The organism is Micromonospora sp. WMMA1998, from assembly GCF_027497375.1.
Lineage (GTDB): Bacteria > Actinomycetota > Actinomycetes > Mycobacteriales > Micromonosporaceae > Micromonospora > Micromonospora sediminicola.
In genome coordinates this window covers 4,339,410-4,360,633 of the sequence record NZ_CP114911.1, presented here as the reverse complement: position 1 = coordinate 4,360,633, position 21,224 = coordinate 4,339,410, and the positions used below count along the sequence as shown (strand labels likewise).

The following is a 21,224-nucleotide window of genomic DNA, read 5'->3' as shown; positions in this document are numbered from 1 at the left end:
GGCCCGGCCGGACAGATCCGGGCGCGCTTCCGCATGCCCGGAGCGGGTCGGATCGACCACACCGGGCCGGCACCGAGGAGGGCTCGGCGTTGCGCACACGGCAATCCCGTCGATGGGAAATCTGCCTGCTCAGCCTCACGCTGGCGGTCGGCGCGGCCGGCTGCGGCAGCGGGCCGGAGGCGACGACCGGTCCGCTGACCGGGCGCGCCGCCGCACCCGTCGCCCATTCCGACGCCGAGGAGAACGCCGCCGCAAAGGCCGCGCTCGCCGCCTATTCCGGCTATCTCGACGCGTCCCGGACGGCGAGCGCGCGCAGCGATCCCGGGCATCCCGCACTGCCCCGCTTTCTAGCCGATCCACTGCTGACCCGGGTACGGCTGGCAATTCGTGACGCGAAGGAGCACGGCGCGATGCGTACCGGAAAACTGGTTTCCGACCCCACCGTCGTCTCGGTCGACCTGGCCGCCGACCCGCCCACCGTCGAGATCCAGGACTGCCTCGACGCGCGCGACTACCGGCTCGTCACCGTCAAGGACCGCAAGACCGTGCCCGGCACCCGCGGCGGTCGCTACCTGGCCACCGCGACCGCGGCCCGCTACCCCGACGGCCGGTGGCTGGTCAACACCGGCGCCGCGCACCAGGACCAGCCGTGTTGACCTGGGGAGGTGGGGGCGCCCCGGCCCGCCGGACCCGGGCCGGGGCGTCCCGACGGCTGCTGCTGGCCGCCGGCCTGGCCGCGCTGCTGACGCTGACCGGTGCACCCGCGCACGCCGCCGACCCGGGCGGCTCCTGCCCGCCCGACCAGACCGACTGCGACGTGTGGGACGACGACCCGGGTGTCCCGGGCGGCGGCGGCGGACCGGGCGGCGGCGGGAACGACGGTGGCGGGGGCGGCAACGGCGGCGGCACCGCGAAGTGCCAGTGGAACGGCCAGGTCGTCAAGTGCTACGACGACCTGCTCGGCTGGTTCAACAACAGCGACGGGTGCTACTACAAGCTGACCGAGCCGCAGCTGCCGGCGCCGGCCGGCCAGCAGTGGTACACCGCCAGTTGCGTCGGGGGCGCCACCGGCCAGCAGGGCAACGTCCTGCTCGCCGCCCCGCCGCCCGGCTTCGGCACGCCGCCCGACCCGGAGGAACTGGCCCGCCGCGCGCTGGCCTCGATCTCGCTGCTGCCACCCCGGGTCGCGGTTGCACCCCGGCGCAGCAAGGGACCCGGCCTGGTCGGCCTGCCGGTCTGGATGTGGGCCAGCCCCGGCGCGTCGTACTTCGGGCCGCTGTCCGCCTCCGCCTCCGACCGGGGGCTGACCGTCGAGATCACCGCGAAGGTGGACCGGATCGTCTGGCACATGTCCGACGACATCGACGTCACGTGCCACGGGCCGGGCACGCCCTACGACGCCGACGGGCCGGACGCCGGCGCGGCCTCGCCCGACTGCGGCCTGCCCCACGGCTACCCGAAGGCCGGCACGTACCGGGTCAGCGCCACCACCTTCTGGACCGTCGAGTGGTCGTCCAGTGGCGGCGAGCGCGATCAGATCCCCCAGAGCCGGGTCAGCGGTGTGGTCCCGGTGCTGATCAACGAACTTCAGGTGGTGACCCGATGAGTGTGGTGGCGTCCCGGAACGGGACCCCGGTGGAGGCGCCGGTGGCGCCCCCCAAGGTGGTCCGGCAGCGGCGCATCCGGCCCGGCCTGCTGGGCCTGGCGATCCTGCTGATCGCGGTCGGCGGGCTGGGTGCGGCGTTCGCGGTCACCTCGGTGCGGTCCACCGGCAGCTACCTGGCGGTGGCCCGGCCGGTCGAGGTCGGCCAGCAGGTCACCGCCGACGACCTGATGCCGGTCCGCGTCTCCGGCGGGCGCGAGCTGCGGCCGGTGCCGGCCGACCGGGTGAAGGACGTGCTGGGCCTGCGGGCCGCGGTCCGGCTCACCCCGGGCACGCTGCTCACCCCGGCCCAGCTCACCGACGCCCCACTGCTCGGCCCCGGCCAGCAGCAGATCGCGCTCGGGCTGGAGCCCGACCAGGTGCCGGCCCGCAAGCTGCACCCCGGCGACAAGGTGCTGCTGGTCAGCACGCCGGACAGCAGCGCCAACGGCAGCGCGGCGGCGCGCGCCGGCGGTACCCGCTTCGAGGGCACCGTGATCGACACCGCGACGCCGCAGAACGACGACACGGTCGTCTACCTGGCGCTGGCCGTCCGGGACGTGCCGGCCGTGGTGGCGCTGGCCGCGGACGACCGGATCGCGCTCGTGCTCACCGAGGCCGCCTGATGGCGATCATCGCCCTGGTCTCGGCGAAGGGCTCGCCGGGCGTCACCACCACCGCGCTGGCCGCGGCGCTGAGCTGGCACCGCCGGCTGGTGCTGGCCGAGTGCGACCCCGCCGGGGGCTCGATCCTCGCCGGCTACCTGGGCGGAGCGCTGGACGGTCCGCGCGGCATCGGCGAGCTGGCCGTCGGCGAACTGCGCGACGGCAGCCTGGAGAGCGCGTTCTGGTCCCAACTGGTCGACCTGGACGCGCCGCGCCGGGAGCGGCTGCTGCTGCCCGGCGTGGTCGACCCGGCCCAGGCCGGCAGCGTGATCCCGCTCTGGCAGCGGTTCGCCGACTACTTCACCGGCCTGGAGCGGGGCGTGCCGCCCTACGACGTGCTGGTCGACTGCGGCCGGCTGGCGGTCGGCGGTCCACCGTGGCCGCTGCTCCGGGCCGCCGCGGTGGTGCTGCTGGTGACCCGCGCGCACCTGCCCGACCTCTCCGCCACCCGGGCCACCGTCCGGGCGATCGAACGCGACCTCGGCGAACACCGGGTCCCCCCGGGCACCCTGCGCCTGCTGGTGGTCGGGGACGGGCACGGCACCAGCGAGATCAGCAAGGCGCTGCGGCTGCCGGTGATCGCCCGGCTGCCGCACGACCCGCGTACCGCCGAGGTGCTCGGCCACGGCGGCACCGTGCGCGGCAACCGGCCGCTGATGCGCGCGGCCGGCGCGTTGGAGGTGCCGATCCGGGCGCTGCTGGACCGGCGACGGGCCCGGCTGGCGTGGCCCGGCACCACCGCCGCGCGCGCGGTGGCCGAACCGACCGCGCCGGGGGTGCCCGGTGCGGTTTGAGCCGGTCTCCCACGACCCGCGCGGCCAGCAGCCCGGCGTCGTCTCCACGGTCCCGCCGCTGGCCCCGCCGAACGGTCGGCACCAGGTCACCGCGCCCGCGCCGGCCGCGCCACCGGCGCCGCCGCGCCCCCGGGTCGACTTCGCGGTGGTCCGCGAACTGCGCCGGGAGCTGAGCGAACGACTCACCCACTGGCAGCGGGGGCGGGAGTTCGACGCCGACGCCGAGGAGGTCGAGCGGGCCCGGCTGGCCGTCGCGGTCGTCTCCGCGTACGCGGACTCGGTCCGCCGGGGCGGCACGCCGATGCCCGCCGACGCGGAACGACTGCTGCTCGACCAGGTGACCGCCGAGCTGGTCGGCCTGGGCCGGCTCCAGACGCTGCTGGTCGACGACACCATCGAGGAGGTGCACATCCTCGGCTGCGACCAGGTGCGGATCACCCGGCACGGCGGCGGCGTCGACTGGGCCGAGCCGATCGCCGAGACCGACGACGAGCTGGTGGAGATCCTCCAGGCGGCGGCCCGGCGGGCCGGGGCGACCGAACGGTCGCTCTCCACCTCCAAGCCCACCCTCGACCTGCAACTGCCCGACGGCAGCCGGCTGGCCGCCGTGTTCCTGGTCAGCCACCGCCCGTACGCGGTGATCCGCAAGCACAACACGCTCGCGGTGAGCCTGGAGGACATCGCGGGCGGCCGAGCCGACCTGGACGAGATGATCGACCCGCTGCTGCGCGACTTCCTCCGCGCGTCCATGCGGGCCGGACTGAACATCATGGTCGCCGGGCTGGCCGGGGCCGGGAAGACCACTGTCATCCGGGCGCTGATGGACGAGATCCCGGCCGACGAGCCGTACGTGCTGCTGGAGGAGAGCCGGGAGCTGCTGCCGGCGCGGCGCGGGCACAAGCACCGGGCGGTGATGAGCTTCGAGTCCCGCGAGGGGCACGGCGAGCGCGGGGCCGACGGGCGACCCGCCGGTGAGGTCAGCATCGCCGACCTGATCCCGGTCTCGCTGCGGATGGGCGTGCTGCGGATCATCGTCGGTGAGGTGCGGTCCCGGGAGATCGTGCCGATGCTCCAGGCGATGACGACCAGCCGCGGGTCGATGTGCACCATCCACGCGCGTACCCCGGCGGGGGTGAGCGAACGGATCATCGAGCTGGCGCTCTCCCACGGCCGGGAGATGACCGTCGACCAGGCCCGCCGGATGGCCGGCAACGCGCTCGACCTGATCGTCTACGTCACGGTCGACGACGAGACCGCGATCGGTGGGCGCAAGCACCGGTTCGTCTCGCACGTCGAGGAGGTCATCGGCGTGGGCGAGGGCAACCGGATCACCACCACCACGGTCTTCGGCCCGGGACCGGACGGCCGGGCGGTCCCCCGCCACCTGCCCGAACGGATCCGCGACCAGTTGCTGCGGGTGGGCTACGACGCCCGGCTGCTCACCCGGTTCGTCGAGGCCGGGATGGGCGCCTGGCGGCGGCCCCGGCACACCCGCCTCGGGCGGCGGCCGAACGGGGGCCCGGCGTGACCCGGATCGAGCTGATCGCGCTGGTCTCCGGCGCGGCCTGCGTGGCCGGGCTGGTGCTGACCGTGGTCGCGCTGGTCGGCACCCGCCGGCCACCGAGGTCGGCGCCGGGCGGCGCCGGGCCGGGCCTGAGCCGGCTCTGGAACGGCTCCGGGGCGAGCCGCGCCGACCGGCAGCGACACCAGCTCCTGCTCGGCGTCGCCGTGGTGGCCGGCGCAGCGGCGTTCCTGCTCACCGGCCTCCCGGTGGTCGGCCTGCTGGTGGCGCTCGCGGTGCCCGGCGTGCCGTGGCTGTTCGCGGTCGGCCGGGCCGAGCAGCGGGCCATCGCCCGGGTGGAGGCGGTCGGCGAGTGGACCCGGCGGCTCAAGGACATCTCCGCCACCGGGCAAGGGCTCCAGCAGGCCATCATCGGCACGATCGCGACCGCGCCGGAGGAGATCCAGGAGGAGGTACGCACGCTGGCCGCCCGCCTCCAGGCCGGCTGGCTGGCGCGCTCCGCGCTGCTCGCCTTCGCCGACGAGATCGCCGACCCGGTCGGCGACCAGGTGGTGGCCGCGCTCATCCTGCACCTCACCGACCGGGGCGAACGCCTCGGTGACGTGCTCGGGTCGATCGCCGGCGCCGCGTCGGCCGAGGTGGCCACCCGGCGCGAGGTCGAGGCGAAGCGGACCCAGCCCCGGTTCGCGGTCCGCTTCCTCACCGGCATGACCCTGGCGACGCTCGCGTACGGGCTGGTGAACAGCGACTACATCCGCCCCTACGGGACCGTCACCGGGCAGCTCGTGATGGCGGTGCTCGGTGCGGCCTTCATCGGGCTGCTGGTCTGGGTGCGCTCGATGAGCCAGCCGCCGCGTCCGGCGCGCTTCCTGCCGGCGCCCGACCTGGAGGAGGCGATCGCGTAGTGGTCCTCAACTGGCAGATGGCGATCGCGGTGCTCGGCGGGGGCGCGGTCGGGCTCGGGCTGTTCCTGGTGGTCCGCGAGGCGTTGCCGGCCACCCCGGCGCTCGGCCCGGCCCTGCGTCGGCTGCACCAGCCGCCCGGCCAGGCCCCCGCGGCCGGCGCCGGGCCGGACTGGTTGGGCGGCTTCGCCCGCTGGCTGCGCCCGCCGCACCGCCAGCTCGCGCTGCTCGACCGGACCCCCGAGCAGTACGCCCTGTCCGTGCTGCTCTCCGCGCTGGTCGGCTTCGCCACCCCGGCGGTCGCCTCGGCCGTGCTCTTCCTCGGCGGGGTGGCGCTCCCGGTGGCCGTACCGGTGCTGGCCAGCCTGGGCCTGGCGCTGGCCGCCGGCCTGCTCGCGCACCGCTCGGTGCTGGCCCGGGCCGACGCGGCCCGGGACGAGTTCCGCCAGGCGGTCTGCACCTACCTCGACCTGGTCGCCTTGCAGCTCTCCGCCGCGCACGGCCCGGTGCAGTCGCTGGAACGCGCGGCGGCGGTCTGCGACGGCTGGGTGTTCGACCGGATCCGGGAGGCGTTGCGGCTCGCCCAGCTCCAGATGCACTCGCCCTGGGACGAGTTGCAGGAGCTGGCCGACCGGATCGGCATCCCGGAGCTGGGTGACGTGGGCGCGATCATGCGCTCCTCGGGCAGCGAGGGCGCCCAGGTGCACGAGACGTTGCGCTCCCGCGCCGACTCGCTGCGCGACCAGATCCGCACCGACAACCTGACCCGGGCCGAGGGGGTGACCAGCAAGTTGGACATCCCCGGCTCGCTGCTGGTCTTCGTCCTGCTCGGCTTCGCCGTCTACCCGTTCATCGCCCGTCTGTGATCCCACCCCGAGAAGGAGAAGACCATGCACCTCTACGCCTATCTGTACGCGACGGTGAGCACCCGCCTCGCCGAGCTGCGCCGGGACTCCGAGCGCGGCGACAGCCCGGTGCCGACCGCCGTGATCATCTTCGGCCTGGTCGCGGTGGCGATGGCGGTCACCGGGCTCGCCCTGGCCAAGGCGAACAACTGGATGAACGCCATCCCGAACAACACGGCGCCGCAGGCACCGTGATGCGCCGCCCCACCCGTACGGTCCGGAGCCGGCCGGCACCCGCCGGCCGGCCCGCCGGCCCGCGCGGTCCGGGGCGGATCGCCGCCGCCCTGCGCGCCCGCCTCGACGCGGGCGGGCGTGAGCGGGGCGCCAACCCGGTCGAGCTGGCGGTGATGATGCCGGTGATCCTGGTGCTGCTCTTCGGCTCGATCCAGGTCGCCGTCTGGTTCGTCGCCCGGTCCACCGCGCTCAACGCGGCGCAGACCGGGGTCAACGCCCAGCGCACGTTCGACGCCGGTCCGGACGCCGGCCGGGAGCGGGCCACGAACTTCCTGCGCCGCTCCGGGGACTGGCTGGTCGGCTGGGAGCGGACCGGGCCGACCTGCGCGGAGATCGGCGACGGCGTCACCTGCACGGTGCGGGGCCGCTCCCTGTCGGTCATCCCGGGGGTCTCCTTCGAGGTCACGCAGACCGCGCACGGCCCCGCCGAACGCTGGACCGCGGGGTGAGGCCGGTGCCACGGGACCGGGGATCCGTCTCGATCGAGGTGGCGGTGCTCGCCCCCGCCTTCATCGGGCTGATGGTGCTCGCCGGGGTCGCCGGGCGGACGGCCGTCGCCGACGAGGCGGTGGAGTCCGCCGCGCACGACGCCGCCCGGGCCGCCTCGCTGGCCCGTACCGCGGACGACGGCGAGGAGGCCGCCGAGAACGCGGCCCGCACCCAGCTCGACTGGTCCGGCCTGCGCTGCACCGCGCCGCCCCGGCTCGAACTGGCCGGTTCGGTGGCCGGGACGGCGACCAGCTTCGCCGCCGCGTACCGCAGCGCGCCCGGCGTGCCGGCGACCGTCACGGTGACGGTGACCTGCACCGTGTCCTTCGACGACCTGAGCGCGCCCGGGCTGCCCGGAGTGCCGGGCGGCAAGACCGTCGCGGCGAGCTTCACCTCGCCGCTGGACACCTACCGGAGCCGCGGATGACCGGGCGACGCGGGGCGGAGAGCGGCCGGGTGAGTCTCTTCCTGGCCGTGGCGATGACCGGCGTGCTCGCCGTCATCGGCCTCGCCTACGACGGCGCCGGGCAGCTGCGCACCCTGCAACGGGCGGACAACCTTGCCGCCGAGGCGGCCCGCAGCGGCGGCCAGATGATCGACCGCGCGGGCGCCATCGAGGGCGGCCCGACCCGGATCGACCAGGTCGCCGCCCGCAGGGCCGTCGCCGACTACCTCGCCGCCGCCGGCGGGGTGGGCGGCCACGAGGTCGACTTTCCCGTGGTCGGCGCCGAGACCCAGATCCGGGTACGCGTGCGGATCACCTACCGCCGGGACCTGCTCGGTCTCTTCGGCGCGCCACGGACCGCCACCGTCACCGGTGAGGCCACCGCTCGGGCGCTCACCGCGCCGCCACCGCCACCGTAGGAAGGAAGGCCATCATGGGTGCACCCCGACGCTCCGCCGTCCACCGCACCGGCCAGGTCCTCACCGGGCTCGGCGCCCTCGTCGTGCTCGTCGGGGTGCTGGCCGGCGGGCCGGTCGCGCTGCTGGCCTTCGCCGGCAGCCCGCTCCCCGACCACCTGCCCACCCTGGCCGAGGTGGGTACGGCGTTGACCAGTCGCGACGACGGGCAGCTCTTCCTGCGGGCGCTGGCCGTGGTGGGCTGGTTCGGCTGGGCCACGTTCGCGTTCTCCGTCCTGGTGGAGTTGGGCGCGTCGGCGCTGCGCCGGCCGGCGCCGAAGCTGCCCGGCATGCACCGCCAGCAGCGGGCCGCCGCCGCGCTGGTGGGTTCGGTGGCGCTGATCCTGGCCGCGAGCCCGGCCGCGGCGAGCGCCGCCGCCCTGTCCGCCCCGCAGGCCGTGGCCGTCGCCCCGGCGGCGGCCACCACGACGCAGGCCGCGACGCCGGTACGGTCCACGTCGGTGACCACCGACCCGGCGGTGTACCGGGTGGCGAAGGGCGACTACCTGGGCGAGGTGGCCGACCGCTACCTGGACGACTTCGACCGCTACCGGGAGCTGGCCCGGCTGAACCGGCTCGCCGACCCGGACCGGATCCGTCCCGGCCAGCTCATCCGGCTGCCCGAGGGCGCGGTGGACTCCGGCGCCCAGCGCCACGCCGCCGGACGGTTGGTGGTGACGTCGGCGCAGCCCAAGCCGGCGAAGCCGGGTGGGGGTGGCGCGTCGTCGACGGCGTCGAAGCCGAAGCCGAAGCCCGCGCCGCACACCACGGCCCGGGACACGACGCCGACCGTGGCGGCGCCGGACGGGCAGCCGCCGGCCATGTCGGCGGGGGCGTCCCGGGCGACGGCCGAGGAGGGCATCAACCGCCCGCTGGCCATCTCGGCGGTGCTGGCGGTGGCGAGCATCGTGGGCGCGCAGATCGGCGCGGTCCTCGGCCTGCGCCGGCGGCCGGTCCCGGCACGTGCGCTGGGCAGCGGTCGACACCGCCGGGACTGACCCGGGTCAGGGCAGCCGGGCCTCGACCCGGCCGGAGACCACGCGGGTGGGGAGCACGACCTGGTCGTTGGCGGCCGGGCCGTGCACCACCTCGCCACCGTTGAGCCGGAACGCGCTGCCGTGCCACGGGCAGACCACGCAGGCGTGGCCGTCGATCTGCCGCACCTCGCCCTCACCGAGCGGGCCGCTCTGGTGCGGGCAGCGCTCCAGCATCACGGTGACGTCGTCGCCGTGCCGGTAGAGGATCACCGAGACGTCGTCGATCTCCCGGGTGACCAGTTCCCGCTGCGGCAGGCTGCCCAGGTCGCCCACGGCGTGCCAGCCGTCGCTGATCAGGTGCATCTCGGAGACGCTCTGGCTGACCTGGGCGCCCTGCTTGTAGGCCAGGTGCCCGCCCAGGTACGCCCCGCCGCTCGCCGCGGACAGGCCCAGGTAGGCCAGCGCCCGGCCGAGGCCGTGCCGCCCGTTCAGCCGGGCCGCGAGCGAACCGGCGTAGAGGGTCAGGCCGACGATGTTCGCCCCCGCGTGCACCAGGCCGATCCGGCGCTGGTCCCGGGAGAGGGAGGCCCAGTCGTTCCATCCGGCGACCGCGGCGGGCAGCGCGCTGACCGTGCCGAGCCCGACCAGGGCGGTGGCCGCCCGGCGCTGACCGGGCAGCAGGTCCACCACGGCGGCGGAGATCCACGCGCCGACCGGGACCTGCACCATCGCCGGGTGCAGCGGGTGCCCCAGCCAGACGCCGTGCAGCGCGTCCCGGACCCGTTGCGAGCGCAGCGTCCCCTGGACGACGCGTTGCAGGCGGTCGCCCACCCGGTCGAGTCCGGAGGCCTGTTCGAGCTTCGTCATCAGTTCGCGCACCTGTTCCGACTTCCCGGCCGGCGGGCCCCCAAACCGGACGGCCGGGAAATCCCTCGCAGGTGGGCCGGGGCGTACCGTCGGAGGCATGGCACGCCGTCGCATCCCCCGTTGGCTGGCCCGCGCGCCGATTCCGCTCTACCGTCACGGCCTCGGCCGGTTGCTCGGCCGCCGGCTGATGATGCTGGAGCACCGGGGCCGCCGCTCCGGCCTGCCCCGCCACGTGGTGCTGGAGGTGGTCGACCGGGAGCCGGGCGCGCTCTTCCTCGCCTCCGGCTACGGCCGGGGGTCGCAGTGGTTCCGCAACGTCTCCGCGGATCCGGCGGTGCGGGTGTGGAACGGCCCGGACCGGGGCGTGCCGGCGCGGGCGACCGTGCTGGCCGGCGAGGAGGTACGGCAGCGGCTCGCGCGCTACCGGCAGCGGCACCGGCGGGCCGCTGCGGCGTTGGGCCGTGCTCTGGGCATCCCGGAGCTGACCGGCGACGGCCCGCTGCCGACCGACGTGGACGCCCGCCTCCCCCTGGTCCGCCTCGACTTCGCCGAACGCTGAACCGCCACCGTCACAGCCGCCGCCAGATATACTCCAGGCGCTTGCCGTATATAGGAGGCGTGGATGACCAAGATCCTGGTGGATGTCGACGATGAGGCACTGGCGGACGCCGCCGAAGCGTTCGGCACCAAGACCAAGAAGGAGACGGTCAACGTCGCCCTTCGCGAGGGTGCCGCCCGCCTACGCCGCGCCCGGGCCTTAGCCGAGCTGTCCGAACGCGGCCGGGCCGGTGACTTCGACGAGTTGCTCGACAAGGGCAGTTACCGCTCGTGAAGCTCGCCGACTATCTGATCGACACCAGCGCTCTCGTCCGGCTGCTCCGCGACCCCGACGTGGCAAAGCGCTGGGAGGAGACGGTGACCGCCGGCCTGGTCGCCGTGTGTCCGCTGGTCGAGCTGGAGTTCCTCTACACCGCCCGTTCCGTCGCGGACCGGGCCCAGCTGGAACAGCAGCTCCGAACCGTATTCGGGTGGGTGGCGATGCCCGACCGGATCTACGGACGCGCCGCCGAGACACAGCTGGAGCTGACCGGCCGGGGGACACACCGCTCAGCCGGTGCCGTCGACCTCCTCGTCGCCGCCACCGCCGAATACCACGGGCTCTCGCTGTTGCACTACGACCGGGACTTCGACCAGGTGGGCGCCGTGACCGGCCAACCGATGCGGTGGCTGGCCGCACCCGGCACGATCAAGTAGCCGGCCCGCGTCCGCTGGCCCCCGGGCAACGTCGGGGGCATGCTGACCCCATGGGTGTACGCGTCGAGCACGCCGACGGCGTGACCACGGTGATCCTGGACCGGCCGGAGGCCCGTAACGCCGTGGACGGGCCGACCGCCCGGGCCCTGGCCGACGCGTTCCGCGCCTTCGACGCCGACCCGGACGCGTCGGTGGCCGTGCTCTGGGGCGCGGGCGGCACGTTCTGCTCCGGCGCCGACCTCAAGGCGATCGGCACCCCGCGCGGCAACCGGGTCGAGCCCGAGGGCGACGGGCCGATGGGCCCGACCCGGATGCGGCTGTCCAAGCCGGTGATCGCCGCGATCTCCGGGTACGCGGTGGCCGGCGGCCTGGAACTGGCGCTCTGGTGCGACCTGCGGGTCGCCGAGTCGGACGCGACGCTGGGCGTGTTCTGCCGGCGGTGGGGCGTACCGCTGATCGACGGCGGGACGCTGCGGCTGCCCCGGCTGATCGGGGAGAGCCGCGCGATGGACCTGATCCTCACCGGCCGCCCGGTGCCCGCCGACGAGGCGTACGCGATGGGGTTGGTGAACCGGCTGGTCGCGCCCGGCGCGGCCCGCGCGGAGGCCGAGCGGCTGGCCGTCGGGATCGCCCGGCATCCGCAGACCTGCCTGCGCAACGACCGGGCGGCGCTGCTCGCCGGCGCCGGTCGGCCCGAGCCGGAGGCGCTCGCCACGGAGCTGGCCTACGGCATGGAGTCGCTGGCGGTGGACGGGGTGCACGGCGCCGGCCGGTTCGCCGCCGGGGCCGGCCGGCACGGCGCGCCGGCCGGCTGAGGCGTCACTTCAGGTTGCGCAGCGCGTCCTCGACGGCCCGGTGGAACGTCGGGTACGCGTAGATCATGTGCCGGAGCTGGCTGATCGGCACCGCCGCGTGCACGGCCACCACCAGCGCGGAGAGCACCTCGCCGCCGGTCGGGCCGGCCGAGGTGGCGCCCACCAGCACGCCCTTGTCGGCGTCGGCGACCAGTTTGATGAAGCCGGCGTTGCCGGTCTTGTGGATCCAGCCGCGGGCCGACGAGGTCAGGTCGGTGTACCCGACCTGGACGTTCACGCCGCGCTCGCGGGCCTGCTGCTCGGTGAGGCCGACCGCGCCCACCTCCGGGTCGGTGAAGGTGACCCGGGGCAGCGCCCGGTAGTCGGCGACCGGGACGCTGCCCGGCGCGACCGTCGAGCCGCCCGCGCTCATCGCGCCGCCGACCGCGCTGACCACCCCGGCCGCGCCGCCGACCACGCTGGCGGTGCCGCTGGCGTCCGGGCCGCCCTTGGTGCGCCGCATGTGGTCGAGCACGTCCGCGACCACGATGCCGGCCTGGTACATGGCGATGTGGGTGAACGCGCCCTCGCCGGTGAGGTCGCCGACCGCCCAGATCCCCTCGGCGACGTGCATCCGGTCGTTCACCGGCAGGTAGCGCTGCCCGGCGTCGACCCCGACCGTGTCCAGCCCCAACTCCTCCAGGTGCGCCTTGCGGCCGGTCACCACGAGCAGCTTCTCGCCGGTGAACGCGGTGTCGTCGGCGTGCACGGTGAACGCGCTGCCGTCGTGGCTGACCCGGCCCGCCTTGACCCCGGTGTGGATCTCCACCCCGTCGGCGCGCAGCGCCTCGGCGGCGAGCGCGGACGCCTCCGGCTCCTCGACGGCGAGCACCCGGTCGGCCGCCTCGACGACCGTCACCCGGACGCCGAACCGGGCGAAGACCTGGGCCAGTTCCAGCCCGATCGCGCCGCCGCCGAGCACCAGCAGCGACGCGGGCAGCTCCTCCACCTCGATGGCCTGGTGGTTGGTCCAGTAGGGCGTGTCGGCGAGCCCGTCGATCGGCGGGACCGAGGGGCGGGTGCCGGTGCCGAGGACCACGCCGTAGCGCGCCTGGAACACCTGGTCACCGACGCGGACCCGGTTCGGGCCGTCGAGCCGGCCGCTGCCCCTGACGAACCGGCCGCCCTTGCCGGTGAACCGGTCGACCGCCGCCGTGTCGTCCCAGGTGTCGGTGGCCTCCTCGCGGATCCGCTTCGCCACCGGCGCCCAGTCGGGCCGTACCTGGGCGGAGCCGGCCAGCTCGTTCACCCGGTGCGCCTCGGCCAGCGCGTTGGCCGCCCGGATCATCATCTTGCTCGGCACGCACCCCCAGTAGGGGCACTCGCCACCGACCAGGTCCCGTTCGACGCCGACCACGGTGAGGCCGGCCTCGGCGAGCCGCCCGGCCACCTCCTCGCCGCCGACCCCGAGCCCGACCACGACCACGTCCACCAGTTCCGGCTCCGCCATTCCGCCAGCATTCCGCACCGCCGGGTCGCGGGCCACCGGACCCGGCCGGATTTCCCGTGCCGGTGACGCACGCGACGTCCTACAGTCGCCGGATGCACGCGCGCTTCGTCCCGGTCCGGGACTGCTTTCACGACCTCTTCGCCACCGGCCGGGAGACCGGCGCCGCGCTGACGGTGTGGCACCACGGCGTACCGGTGATCGAGCTGGCGGGCGGCACCTCGGCGGCGGTCCCGCCGGGCGTGGTGGTGCCGGCCGTCGGCGCGGACCGGCCGTGGCGGCCGGACACGCTCGTCGACGTCTACTCGGTGGGCAAGCCGGTGGTGGCGCTCTGCCTGCTGCTGCTGGTCGACCGGGGGCGGGTGAATCTGGACGCGCCGGTGGCCGCGTACTGGCCCGGGTTCCGCGCCCCGGCGACCGTGCGGCAGGTGCTCGCCCACACCGCCGGGCTGCCCGCCTTCCCCGTGCCCCGGCCCGCCGCCGCGATCACCGACTGGGACCTGCTCTGCGCCGACCTGGCCGCCGCCGAGCCCGAGTGGACGCCGGGCGCCGTCGCGGGCGAGCACGCCTGGACGTACGGGCACCTGGTGGGTGAGGTGGTCCGCCGGGTCGACGGGCGGTCGGTGGGCCGGTTCCTGGCCGAGGAGATCGCCGGTCCGTGGCGGCTGGACCTGGCCTTCGGCCTGGGACCGGCGGACCGGCGGCGCTGCGCCGACCTGTCCTACGGCGACCCCGGCTGGCCGGACCTGGTCCGCGGCGAGCCGGGCTCGCTGCGCGCCCGCGCACTGGACAACCCGCCCGGCGGGCGGGACGTCGCCGTGGTGAACGGCGACTCCTGGCGGGCGGCCGAGATCCCGGCGGTGAACCTGCATGCCACCGCGTCCGCGCTGGCCCGGCTCTACGCCGGGCTGCTCGCCGGCGGCATCCTCGACGGGGTACGCCTGTTCAGCCCGGACCTGGTCGCCGAGGCGACCCGGGTGCAGTACGCCGGCCCGGACCTGGTGCTGGACCGGACGGCGCACTGGACGCTCGGCATGCAGTGGGATCCGGACGGCAGCTGGGGCATGGGCGGGATCGGCGGCAGCAGCGCCTGGGCGGACCCGGAGCGGGGCTACACCTTCGCGTACGTGACGGCGCGGTTGGCCGACCACGACCGGGTGGACGAGCTGGTCGAGGCGTTGCACTCCTGCCTCTGACCCGTCGCCCGGGTCAGCGCAACCAGACCGGGTCGGCGCCGGGCACCTCCAGCGGCGGCGGATAGTCGAGCGTCCGACGCGTCTCGTCGGGCAGCCGCCACGGCTGGTGCACGGCCTTGCCCGGCACCGACTCCAGCTCCGGGACCCAGCGCCGCACGTACGCGCCGTCGGGGTCGTAGCGCTCGGCCTGCCGTACCGGGTTGAAGCCGCGGTACGGCCGGGTGTCGTTGCCGGTGCCGGCCACCCACTGCCAGTTGCCCGAGTTGTTGACCCGGTCGCCGTCGAGCAGCCAGCGGAAGAAGACCTCCAGCCCGGGCCGCCAGTCCAGCCCGAGGTGCTTGGTCAGGTAGCCGGCCGTGATGAGCCGGGCCCGGTTGTGCATCCAGCCCTCGGCGCGCAGCTGCCGCATCCCGGCGTCCACGATCGGCATCCCGGTCCGTCCCTCGGTCCAGGCCTCCAGCGCGTGCGGGTCGTCGCGCCAGTCCTCCCGGGCGCCCCGCCGGTAGGCGGTGGTGGACAGGTCGGGGAAGCCGGCGACCACCTGGTGGTAGAAGTCGCGCCAGCAGAGCTGCCGGACGAACGGCCCGTCGCGGTCGCCGGCCCGGTTCGCCACCGCCAGCGGCGAGACGCAACCCCACCGGAGGTACGGGCTGAGCCGGGAGGTGTCGTCACCGGCCATGTCGTCGTGGATGTCGTCGTACCGGTCGAGGGTGGGCAGCCAGGCCCTCAGGCGACGCTGGGCGACGCTCTCCCCGCCGTCGGCGGCGTCCGGGCTGTCGCCCTTCGGCGGGTCGGGCAGCCTGCCCGGGTCGACGCCGTCGGGCAGCCGGATCCGCTTCGGCGCGGCCAACTCCTCCCGGAGCTTCGCGCCCTGCCAGGCCCGGAAGTAGGGGCTGAACACCTTGTAGTGGTCGCCGCCGGTCGGCCGGAGCGCGCCCGGCTCGACGATCGTCAGGCCGGGAAAGAGCCGCAGGAACAGCCGGTGCCGGTCGCACTCCTCACGAAGGCGGCGTTCCCGGCGGTGGGCGTGGCGGCTGACGTCGGCGGAGAGCCCGATCCCCTCGGCGCCGACCTTCCGGGCCAGCCTCACGGTCTCGGCCACCGGGTCGCCGCGCCGGACCACCAGGTCGCCGCCGCGCTTGCGGAGCGCCTCGCGCAGGTCGGCGAGGCTCTGGTGGAGGAACCGGGTCCGGTTCGGGGAGAGCTTCTGCAGCGCCGGGTCGAGCACGTAGAGCGGCACCACCCGGTCGAACGCCGAGACGGCGGCGGCCAGCGCCGGATGGTCGTGCACCCGCAGGTCGCGGGTGAACAGCACGACCGCCGTACGCTCGGTCATCCGGCCAGGGCCGGCTGGAGCGCCGGGCCGGGCACCCGCACCGGCGTGCCGGCCGGGGTGAGCAGCGCCCGGGCGGCCACCGACATCCGCCGCCGCTGCGGCACCAGGGCCCGGCGGACGAAGACGTCGAAGCCCTGCCCGGCCACCTCGTCGAGGATCCCGCCGTAGAGCGCGTACGCCGTGCGCATGCACGCCTGCGACGCGGGGTTGAGCAGCGGGATGCCCGGCGCGGCGGCGAGGTAGTGCGCCTGGGCGCGGGTCACCTCGTACTCGATCAGCTCGCGGATCCGGGACGTGGTGCGTCCGGCGGCCTTGGCGGCGAGCAGGTCGTCGCGGGTGACGTCGAACTTGGCCAGGTCCTCGTCGGGCAGGTAGGTCCGACCCCGGTCGAGGTCCTCGGCGACGTCCCGGATGAAGTTGGTGAGCTGGAACGCGAAGCCGAGCTGGCGGGCGGGCTCGCGGGCGGCGGCCGGGTCGGAGCTGCCCAGGATCGGCAGCATCATGGTGCCGATGACGGCGGCCGAGCCCTCCATGTAGTCGAGCAGGTCGTCGTAGGTCGGGTACGACATGACCGTCAGGTCCATCGCCATGCTGCGCAGAAACGACGCGAAGTCGTCGCGGTCCAGGTCGAACACGGCGATGGTGTGCAGCACCGCCGGCAGCAGCGGGTCGTCGACCGACGCACCGTGCAGGCCGGCGACGAACCGGTCCGACCACTCGCGCAGCCGGGCGGCGCGCTCGGCGGGCGGCAGGTCCTCGGTGCGGTCGACGATCTCGTCCGCGTAGCGGGTGAATCCGTACAACGCGTGCACATGGCGCCGTTTCCATGCGGGGAGAAGGCGGGTGGCGAGATAGTAGGTACGGCCGTGACGCCGGTGCAGCTCGCGGCAACGGTCATAGGCAGCGGTGAGATCCGTGTCCACCGGCCCTCCTCGGTTTTCGACGCAGCAATCGACGCAACTCGTAACCCTAGGGTACGCTCCCCCACATGGCCAACGACGCAGTTGCGGGTAATGCGCTCCGCGTCGCGCCGGCACAGCCGGAAGCGACGGACGATCCGGTCCGCGGCGTACTGGCCGCGTTCACGAAAGACCTGATCAAGGGAGTTGACGACACCCTGGCGGGGTTCCTGGCCACCGAGGTCGACTCACTCACCGAGATCGACGCAGCGATGGGTGGCTTCGCCGCGACGGCCCGCGACGCCGTGCTGGCCGGCGGCAAGCGGGTCCGCCCGACGTTCGCGTACTGGGGCTGGCGCGGGGTGATCGGCGGCGAGGCGGCGGTGCAGGACGTGCTGCCCGCCCTGTCCGCGCTGGAACTGCTGCACACGTTCGCGCTGGTGCACGACGACGTGATGGACGCCTCCGACACCCGACGCGGCCTGCCCACCGCGCACCGGGCCGCCGCCGCGCGGCACCGGTCCGCCGGGCACGCCGGCGACCCCGACCGCTACGGCGAGGCGGTCGCCGTGCTCATCGGCGACCTCTGCATGGTCTGGGCCGACCGGTTGATGGCGCGTGCCGCCGTGCCGGCGGACCGGCTGCTCGACGTGCGCCGCTGCTACGACCAGATGCGGGTGGAGACGGTCGCCGGGCAGTTCCTCGACATACTGGGCGAACACGACGCGGCCAACTGGTCGGTCGACCGGGCGCTGCGGGTGGCCCGCTACAAGACCGCCAGCTACACCGTCCAGCGCCCGCTGCTCTTCGGCGCCTGCCTGGCCGGCGCCGACGCGGACGGGCCGCTGATCGCCGCGTACACCCGCTACGGGCTGGCCGTCGGTGAGGCGTTCCAGCTCCGCGACGACCTGCTCGGCGTCTACGGCGACCCGGAGACCACCGGCAAGCCGGCCGGGGACGACCTGCGTACCGGCAAGCCGACCGCGCTGCTGATGCTGGCCCGGCAGCTCGCCGACCCGACCCAGCGCCGGGCCCTGGACCGGGCCGGCACGGTCACCGGCGACCGCGAGGTGGCCCGGCTGGCCGACCTGGTCCGGGACACCGGGGCCGCCGCCCGGGTGGAACGGATGATCTCCGAGCGGGTCACCGACGCGTTGGCCGCGCTCGACACCGCACCGATCGACGAGACGGCGCGCACCGCGTTGACCGGCCTCGCCACCGCCGCCACCGCGCGGCGGTCCTGATGAGCACCTTCGTGAGCACGAGCAAGGGAGCCGGAATGCGCACCGTGAACGGGCGGACCGACCGGGTGGTCGTGGTCGGGGCCGGGCTGGGTGGGCTGGCGTGCGCGCTGCACCTGGCCGGCAGCGGCCGGCAGGTGACCGTGCTGGAACGCGAGCCGGTGCCGGGCGGGCGCGCCGGCCGGCTCAGCGTCGACGGGTACGAGTTCGACACCGGACCGACCGTCCTCACCATGCCCGACCTGATCGCCGAGGCGCTGGGCGCGGTGGGTGAGGAGCTGACCGACTGGCTCGACCTGACCCCGCTCGACCCGGCCTACCGCGCCTACTACCCGGACGGGTCGACGCTGGACGTCATCACCGACACCACCCGGATGGCCGCCGAGATCGCCAAGGTCTGCGGCCCCCGGGAGGCGGACGGCTACCTGCGCTTCGTCGACTACGCCCGCAACCTGTGGAAGTGGGAGCGGGCCGACTTCATCGAACGCAACCTCGACGCGCCCACCGACCTGCTCACCGGGAACCTGCTGAAGCTGTTCGCCAACGGCGCGTTCCGGCGGCTCCAGACGAAGATCAACCAGTTCTTCCGCGACCCGCGTACCCAGCGGATCTTCTCCTTCCAGGCGATGTACGCCGGGCTGTCGCCGCACGACGCGCTGGCCATCTACACGGTCATCGCGTACCTCGACTCGGTGGCCGGGGTGAGCTTCCCGCGCGGCGGCATCCACGCGGTCTCCCGGGGCATGGCCGGCGCGGCGGAGAAGCACGGCGTGCAGATCCGGTACGGCACCACGGTGAGCCGGGTGGAGACGGCACACGGCCGCGCCACCGGGGTGGTCACCTCCGACGGCGAGTTCGTGCCCGCCGACGTGGTGGTGCTCAACCCCGATCTGCCCGTCGCCTACCAGGAGCTGCTGCCCGAGAGCCGGCAGCGCAGGCTCACCTACTCGCCGTCGTGCGTGGTGCTGCACGTCGGTTCGACGCAGGGCTATGGCAAGATCGCCCACCACAACATCCACTTCGGACGCGCCTGGAAGGGCACGTTCGACGAGGTGATCCGGCGAGGCGAGCTCATGACCGACCCGTCGCTGCTGGTGACGAACCCGAGCCGCACCGACCCGTCGGTGGCGCCGGCCGGCAAGCACACCTACTACGTGCTGGCCCCGGTGCCCAACCTCGACCGGGCGCCGTTCGACTGGTCCGGTGACCTCACCGACCGCTACGCCGGTCAGCTCGTGGCGACGCTCGAGGAGCGCGGCTACGTCGGTTTCGGCGACGGCATCGAGGTGCTGCGCGCGGTCACCCCGGCGGACTGGGCGGCGCAGGGCATGGCGGCCGGCACGCCGTTCGCCGCCGCGCACAGCCTCTTCCAGACCGGCCCGTTCCGCCCGTCGAACCTGCACAGGACGCTGGGCAACGTGGTCTTCGTCGGCTCCGGCACCCAGCCCGGCGTGGGTGTGCCGATGGTGCTGATCAGCGGCAAGCTCGCCGCCTCCCGCATCACCGGGAACTCCTGATGGGCCGGGAGGAACACCTGGTCGAGCTGGTGGACGACGGCGGCCGGGTGCTCGGCGAGACCACCGTGGCCGCCGCCCACCAGCCGCCCGGTCGGCTGCACCGGGCCTTCTCGGTGCTGCTGGTCGACCCGGCCGGCCGGGTGCTGCTCCAGCAGCGGGCCGCGGTCAAGACCCGGTTCCCGCTCCGCTGGGCCAACTCCTGCTGCGGGCATCCGCTGCCCGGCCAGTCGTTGACCGACGCCGCCAACCGCCGGGTCGCCGAGGAACTCGGCCTCGGCCCGGTGGACCTCACCGAGGTCGGCGTCTACCTCTACTACGCCGAGGACCCGGCCACCGGTCGGGTCGAGTTCGAGTACGACCACGTGCTGCGCGCCGAGGTCCCCGCCGACCTGCCGACCCGGCCCGACCCGGACGAGGTGGCCGACCTGCGCTGGGTGGACCCGGTCGCGGTGCTGGCCGACCTCGACACCGACCCGCGGGCGTACGCCCCCTGGTTGGGCGGCGTGGTGAACCGGCTCCTGCACCCGGTGGGCGTGGCCCGGTCCGGCGCGCCGGCCGACGAGGCACCGGAGCGGTCGGGTGGCCGATGAGGCACTGAGCGCGGGGGCGGTCGCGCGCCGGCTGGGCGTGGCGGTCACCACCCTGCGCACCTGGCACCAGCGCTACGGCCTCGGCCCGAGCGAACACGTGCCTGGCCACCACCGGCGCTACACGCCCGCCGACCTCGCCCGCCTGGAGATCATGCGACGGCTCACCGGGGAGGGCGTCGCGCCGGCCGAGGCGGCCCGCTGGGCCCGCCAGGCGCCGGCCGTGCTCCCGCCGGACCGGCTCGGCCTGAAGGCCCGTACCTCGACGGTCCGCGACGGCGGCGGCACCACCATCCCGGTCGGCCGGGCCGGGCCGGTCGCCCGCGGCCTGGCCCGGGCCGCCATGCGCCTGGACTCGGTGACCATCGGCCGCACCGTCGGCGACTCGCTCGCCGCCGACGGCGTGGTGGCGACCTGGGAGGGCCTGCTGCGACCGGTGCTCGCCGGGATCGGGGAGCGGCACGCGGCCACGTCCGGGCTGATCGAGGTGGAGCACCTGATGTCCCGGTGCGTCTCCGAGGCACTCGCCTCGGTGGCCCGGGCGCACCCGACCGTCGGACCGCCGCGGATCCTGCTCTCCTGCGCGGACGAGGAGCAGCACTCACTGCCGCTGGAGGCGCTGGCCGCCGCGCTGGCGGAGGCCGGTGTGAGTTACCGCATGCTCGGCGCCCGGGTGCCGGTGGCCGCCCTGGTCGAGGCGGTCAACCGGACCGGGCCGGCGGCCGTGGTGCTCTGGTCGCACACCCGGGCCACGGCCGGTCCGCACCAACTCGCCGCGCTGCTGGCGGTCCCGCGCCGGCCGCTGCTGGTGCTCGCCGCCGGGCCGGGGTGGCGGGCCGACTCGCTGCCGGCCGGGGTGGTCCGACCGGTGGATCTGGCCGAGGCGCTCTCGCTGGCCGTGGCGGTACGGGACTCGCTGGACCAGTCGGCCGCGGGCTGAGGGCCTTTCCGCTCCGGGGCGGCGTCCACTACGGTCGGAAAGTCCGTCTGACCCCG

25 protein-coding genes are annotated in these 21,224 nt (G+C 75.0%); 21 read left to right on the top strand and 4 right to left on the bottom strand.

The window, feature by feature from the left end:
- The first annotated feature begins 194 nt into the window (after window positions 1-194).
- Genes O7600_RS19905 through O7600_RS19850 form a run of 12 tightly spaced genes read left to right on the top strand, consistent with a single transcriptional unit; the run spans window position 195 to window position 9,051 of the window.
- Window positions 195-656 (top strand): hypothetical protein, encoded by a 462-nt coding sequence (locus O7600_RS19905; protein ID WP_281594210.1) that lies wholly within the window; start codon window positions 195-197, stop codon window positions 654-656.
- Window positions 650-1,606 carry a hypothetical protein gene (locus O7600_RS19900; protein ID WP_281589482.1) on the top strand — a complete coding sequence of 319 codons (957 nt, stop codon included), beginning with the start codon at window positions 650-652 and terminating at the stop codon, window positions 1,604-1,606. Before O7600_RS19905 ends, O7600_RS19900 begins: the two co-directional genes overlap by 7 nt.
- Window positions 1,603-2,268, top strand: a complete 666-nt coding sequence (locus tag O7600_RS19895) for an SAF domain-containing protein (protein WP_281589480.1) — start codon at window positions 1,603-1,605, stop codon at window positions 2,266-2,268. The genes O7600_RS19900 and O7600_RS19895 overlap by 4 nt, the downstream gene beginning before the upstream one ends.
- Window positions 2,268-3,101, top strand: a complete 834-nt coding sequence (locus tag O7600_RS19890; protein WP_281589478.1) for a ParA family protein — start codon at window positions 2,268-2,270, stop codon at window positions 3,099-3,101. The genes O7600_RS19895 and O7600_RS19890 overlap by 1 nt, the downstream gene beginning before the upstream one ends.
- A complete protein-coding gene (locus tag O7600_RS19885) occupies window positions 3,091-4,629 on the top strand; it encodes a CpaF/VirB11 family protein (RefSeq protein ID WP_099163027.1) in 1,539 nt (512 codons plus the stop codon). The genes O7600_RS19890 and O7600_RS19885 overlap by 11 nt, the downstream gene beginning before the upstream one ends.
- Window positions 4,626-5,528 carry a type II secretion system F family protein gene (locus O7600_RS19880; RefSeq protein ID WP_099163028.1) on the top strand — a complete coding sequence of 301 codons (903 nt, stop codon included), beginning with the start codon at window positions 4,626-4,628 and terminating at the stop codon, window positions 5,526-5,528. The genes O7600_RS19885 and O7600_RS19880 overlap by 4 nt, the downstream gene beginning before the upstream one ends.
- A gap of 17 nt (window positions 5,529-5,545) precedes the next feature.
- Window positions 5,546-6,391 (top strand): type II secretion system F family protein, encoded by an 846-nt coding sequence (locus O7600_RS19875; protein WP_281594209.1) that lies wholly within the window; start codon window positions 5,546-5,548, stop codon window positions 6,389-6,391.
- A gap of 24 nt (window positions 6,392-6,415) precedes the next feature.
- Complete coding sequence (locus tag O7600_RS19870; protein ID WP_174531188.1) at window positions 6,416-6,625, top strand: hypothetical protein; 210 nt, start codon at window positions 6,416-6,418, stop codon at window positions 6,623-6,625.
- The gene (locus tag O7600_RS19865) at window positions 6,625-7,113 is read left to right on the top strand and encodes a TadE family protein (protein ID WP_281589474.1); all 489 of its coding nucleotides are present in this window, start codon (window positions 6,625-6,627) and stop codon (window positions 7,111-7,113) included. The genes O7600_RS19870 and O7600_RS19865 overlap by 1 nt, the downstream gene beginning before the upstream one ends.
- Before the next feature lie 5 nt (window positions 7,114-7,118).
- Window positions 7,119-7,580 carry a TadE/TadG family type IV pilus assembly protein gene (locus tag O7600_RS19860; protein ID WP_281589472.1) on the top strand — a complete coding sequence of 154 codons (462 nt, stop codon included), beginning with the start codon at window positions 7,119-7,121 and terminating at the stop codon, window positions 7,578-7,580.
- The gene (locus tag O7600_RS19855; RefSeq protein ID WP_281589470.1) at window positions 7,577-8,017 is read left to right on the top strand and encodes a hypothetical protein; all 441 of its coding nucleotides are present in this window, start codon (window positions 7,577-7,579) and stop codon (window positions 8,015-8,017) included. Before O7600_RS19860 ends, O7600_RS19855 begins: the two co-directional genes overlap by 4 nt.
- 14 nt (window positions 8,018-8,031) lie before the next feature.
- Complete coding sequence (locus O7600_RS19850; protein WP_281589468.1) at window positions 8,032-9,051, top strand: LysM domain-containing protein; 1,020 nt, start codon at window positions 8,032-8,034, stop codon at window positions 9,049-9,051.
- 6 nt (window positions 9,052-9,057) lie between these two features.
- Here the strand turns inward: O7600_RS19850 and O7600_RS19845 are convergent, their stop codons facing one another.
- Window positions 9,058-9,909, bottom strand: a complete 852-nt coding sequence (locus tag O7600_RS19845; protein ID WP_281589465.1) for a Rieske 2Fe-2S domain-containing protein — start codon at window positions 9,907-9,909, stop codon at window positions 9,058-9,060.
- An 85-nt stretch (window positions 9,910-9,994) separates the two neighbouring features.
- On the opposite strand from O7600_RS19845, the gene O7600_RS19840 reads away from it, so the two are divergent.
- The 4 genes from O7600_RS19840 (at window position 9,995) to O7600_RS19825 (ending at window position 11,966) form a co-directional block, all read left to right on the top strand.
- Window positions 9,995-10,456: a nitroreductase family deazaflavin-dependent oxidoreductase gene (locus O7600_RS19840; protein ID WP_281589463.1), complete on the top strand. Its 462-nt coding sequence runs from the start codon at window positions 9,995-9,997 to the stop codon at window positions 10,454-10,456.
- Between the two features lie 63 nt (window positions 10,457-10,519).
- Complete coding sequence (locus O7600_RS19835) at window positions 10,520-10,729, top strand: type II toxin-antitoxin system VapB family antitoxin (RefSeq protein WP_099163034.1); 210 nt, start codon at window positions 10,520-10,522, stop codon at window positions 10,727-10,729.
- Entirely contained in the window at window positions 10,726-11,151 is a 426-nt protein-coding gene (locus tag O7600_RS19830; protein WP_099163035.1) for a PIN domain nuclease, read from the top strand. The genes O7600_RS19835 and O7600_RS19830 overlap by 4 nt, the downstream gene beginning before the upstream one ends.
- Window positions 11,152-11,201: 50 nt before the next feature.
- A complete protein-coding gene (locus O7600_RS19825; protein WP_281589460.1) occupies window positions 11,202-11,966 on the top strand; it encodes a crotonase/enoyl-CoA hydratase family protein in 765 nt (254 codons plus the stop codon).
- Window positions 11,967-11,970: 4 nt separating this feature from the next.
- On the opposite strand, the gene O7600_RS19820 is transcribed toward O7600_RS19825, so the two are convergent.
- Window positions 11,971-13,455: an FAD-dependent oxidoreductase gene (locus tag O7600_RS19820; protein ID WP_281589458.1), complete on the bottom strand. Its 1,485-nt coding sequence runs from the start codon at window positions 13,453-13,455 to the stop codon at window positions 11,971-11,973.
- 92 nt (window positions 13,456-13,547) lie between these two features.
- On the opposite strand from O7600_RS19820, the gene O7600_RS19815 reads away from it, so the two are divergent.
- The gene (locus O7600_RS19815; RefSeq protein ID WP_281589456.1) at window positions 13,548-14,648 is read left to right on the top strand and encodes a serine hydrolase domain-containing protein; all 1,101 of its coding nucleotides are present in this window, start codon (window positions 13,548-13,550) and stop codon (window positions 14,646-14,648) included.
- A 13-nt stretch (window positions 14,649-14,661) separates the two neighbouring features.
- Here O7600_RS19815 and O7600_RS19810 read toward each other — a convergent pair whose 3' ends face one another.
- Both O7600_RS19810 and O7600_RS19805 read right to left on the bottom strand, forming a co-directional pair.
- A complete protein-coding gene (locus O7600_RS19810; RefSeq protein ID WP_281589454.1) occupies window positions 14,662-15,984 on the bottom strand; it encodes a deoxyribodipyrimidine photo-lyase in 1,323 nt (440 codons plus the stop codon).
- On the bottom strand, window positions 15,981-16,907 hold the full coding sequence (locus O7600_RS19805; RefSeq protein ID WP_281589452.1) for a phytoene/squalene synthase family protein: 927 nt from the start codon (window positions 16,905-16,907) through the stop codon (window positions 15,981-15,983). The genes O7600_RS19810 and O7600_RS19805 overlap by 4 nt, the downstream gene beginning before the upstream one ends.
- Before the next feature lie 65 nt (window positions 16,908-16,972).
- Here O7600_RS19805 and O7600_RS19800 point away from each other — a divergent pair, with 65 nt between their 5' ends.
- From O7600_RS19800 to O7600_RS19785, 4 genes are read left to right on the top strand one after another with little or no spacing between them, the layout of a single operon-like run.
- Window positions 16,973-18,127 (top strand): polyprenyl synthetase family protein, encoded by a 1,155-nt coding sequence (locus O7600_RS19800; RefSeq protein WP_281589450.1) that lies wholly within the window; start codon window positions 16,973-16,975, stop codon window positions 18,125-18,127.
- Window positions 18,128-18,162: 35 nt separating this feature from the next.
- Entirely contained in the window at window positions 18,163-19,641 is a 1,479-nt protein-coding gene (gene crtI, locus O7600_RS19795; protein ID WP_281589448.1) for a phytoene desaturase family protein, read from the top strand.
- A complete protein-coding gene (gene idi, locus O7600_RS19790; RefSeq protein ID WP_281594208.1) occupies window positions 19,638-20,231 on the top strand; it encodes an isopentenyl-diphosphate Delta-isomerase in 594 nt (197 codons plus the stop codon). Before crtI ends, idi begins: the two co-directional genes overlap by 4 nt.
- Window positions 20,221-21,168 carry a MerR family transcriptional regulator gene (locus O7600_RS19785; protein WP_281589446.1) on the top strand — a complete coding sequence of 316 codons (948 nt, stop codon included), beginning with the start codon at window positions 20,221-20,223 and terminating at the stop codon, window positions 21,166-21,168. The genes idi and O7600_RS19785 overlap by 11 nt, the downstream gene beginning before the upstream one ends.
- Window positions 21,169-21,224 lie beyond the last annotated feature (56 nt).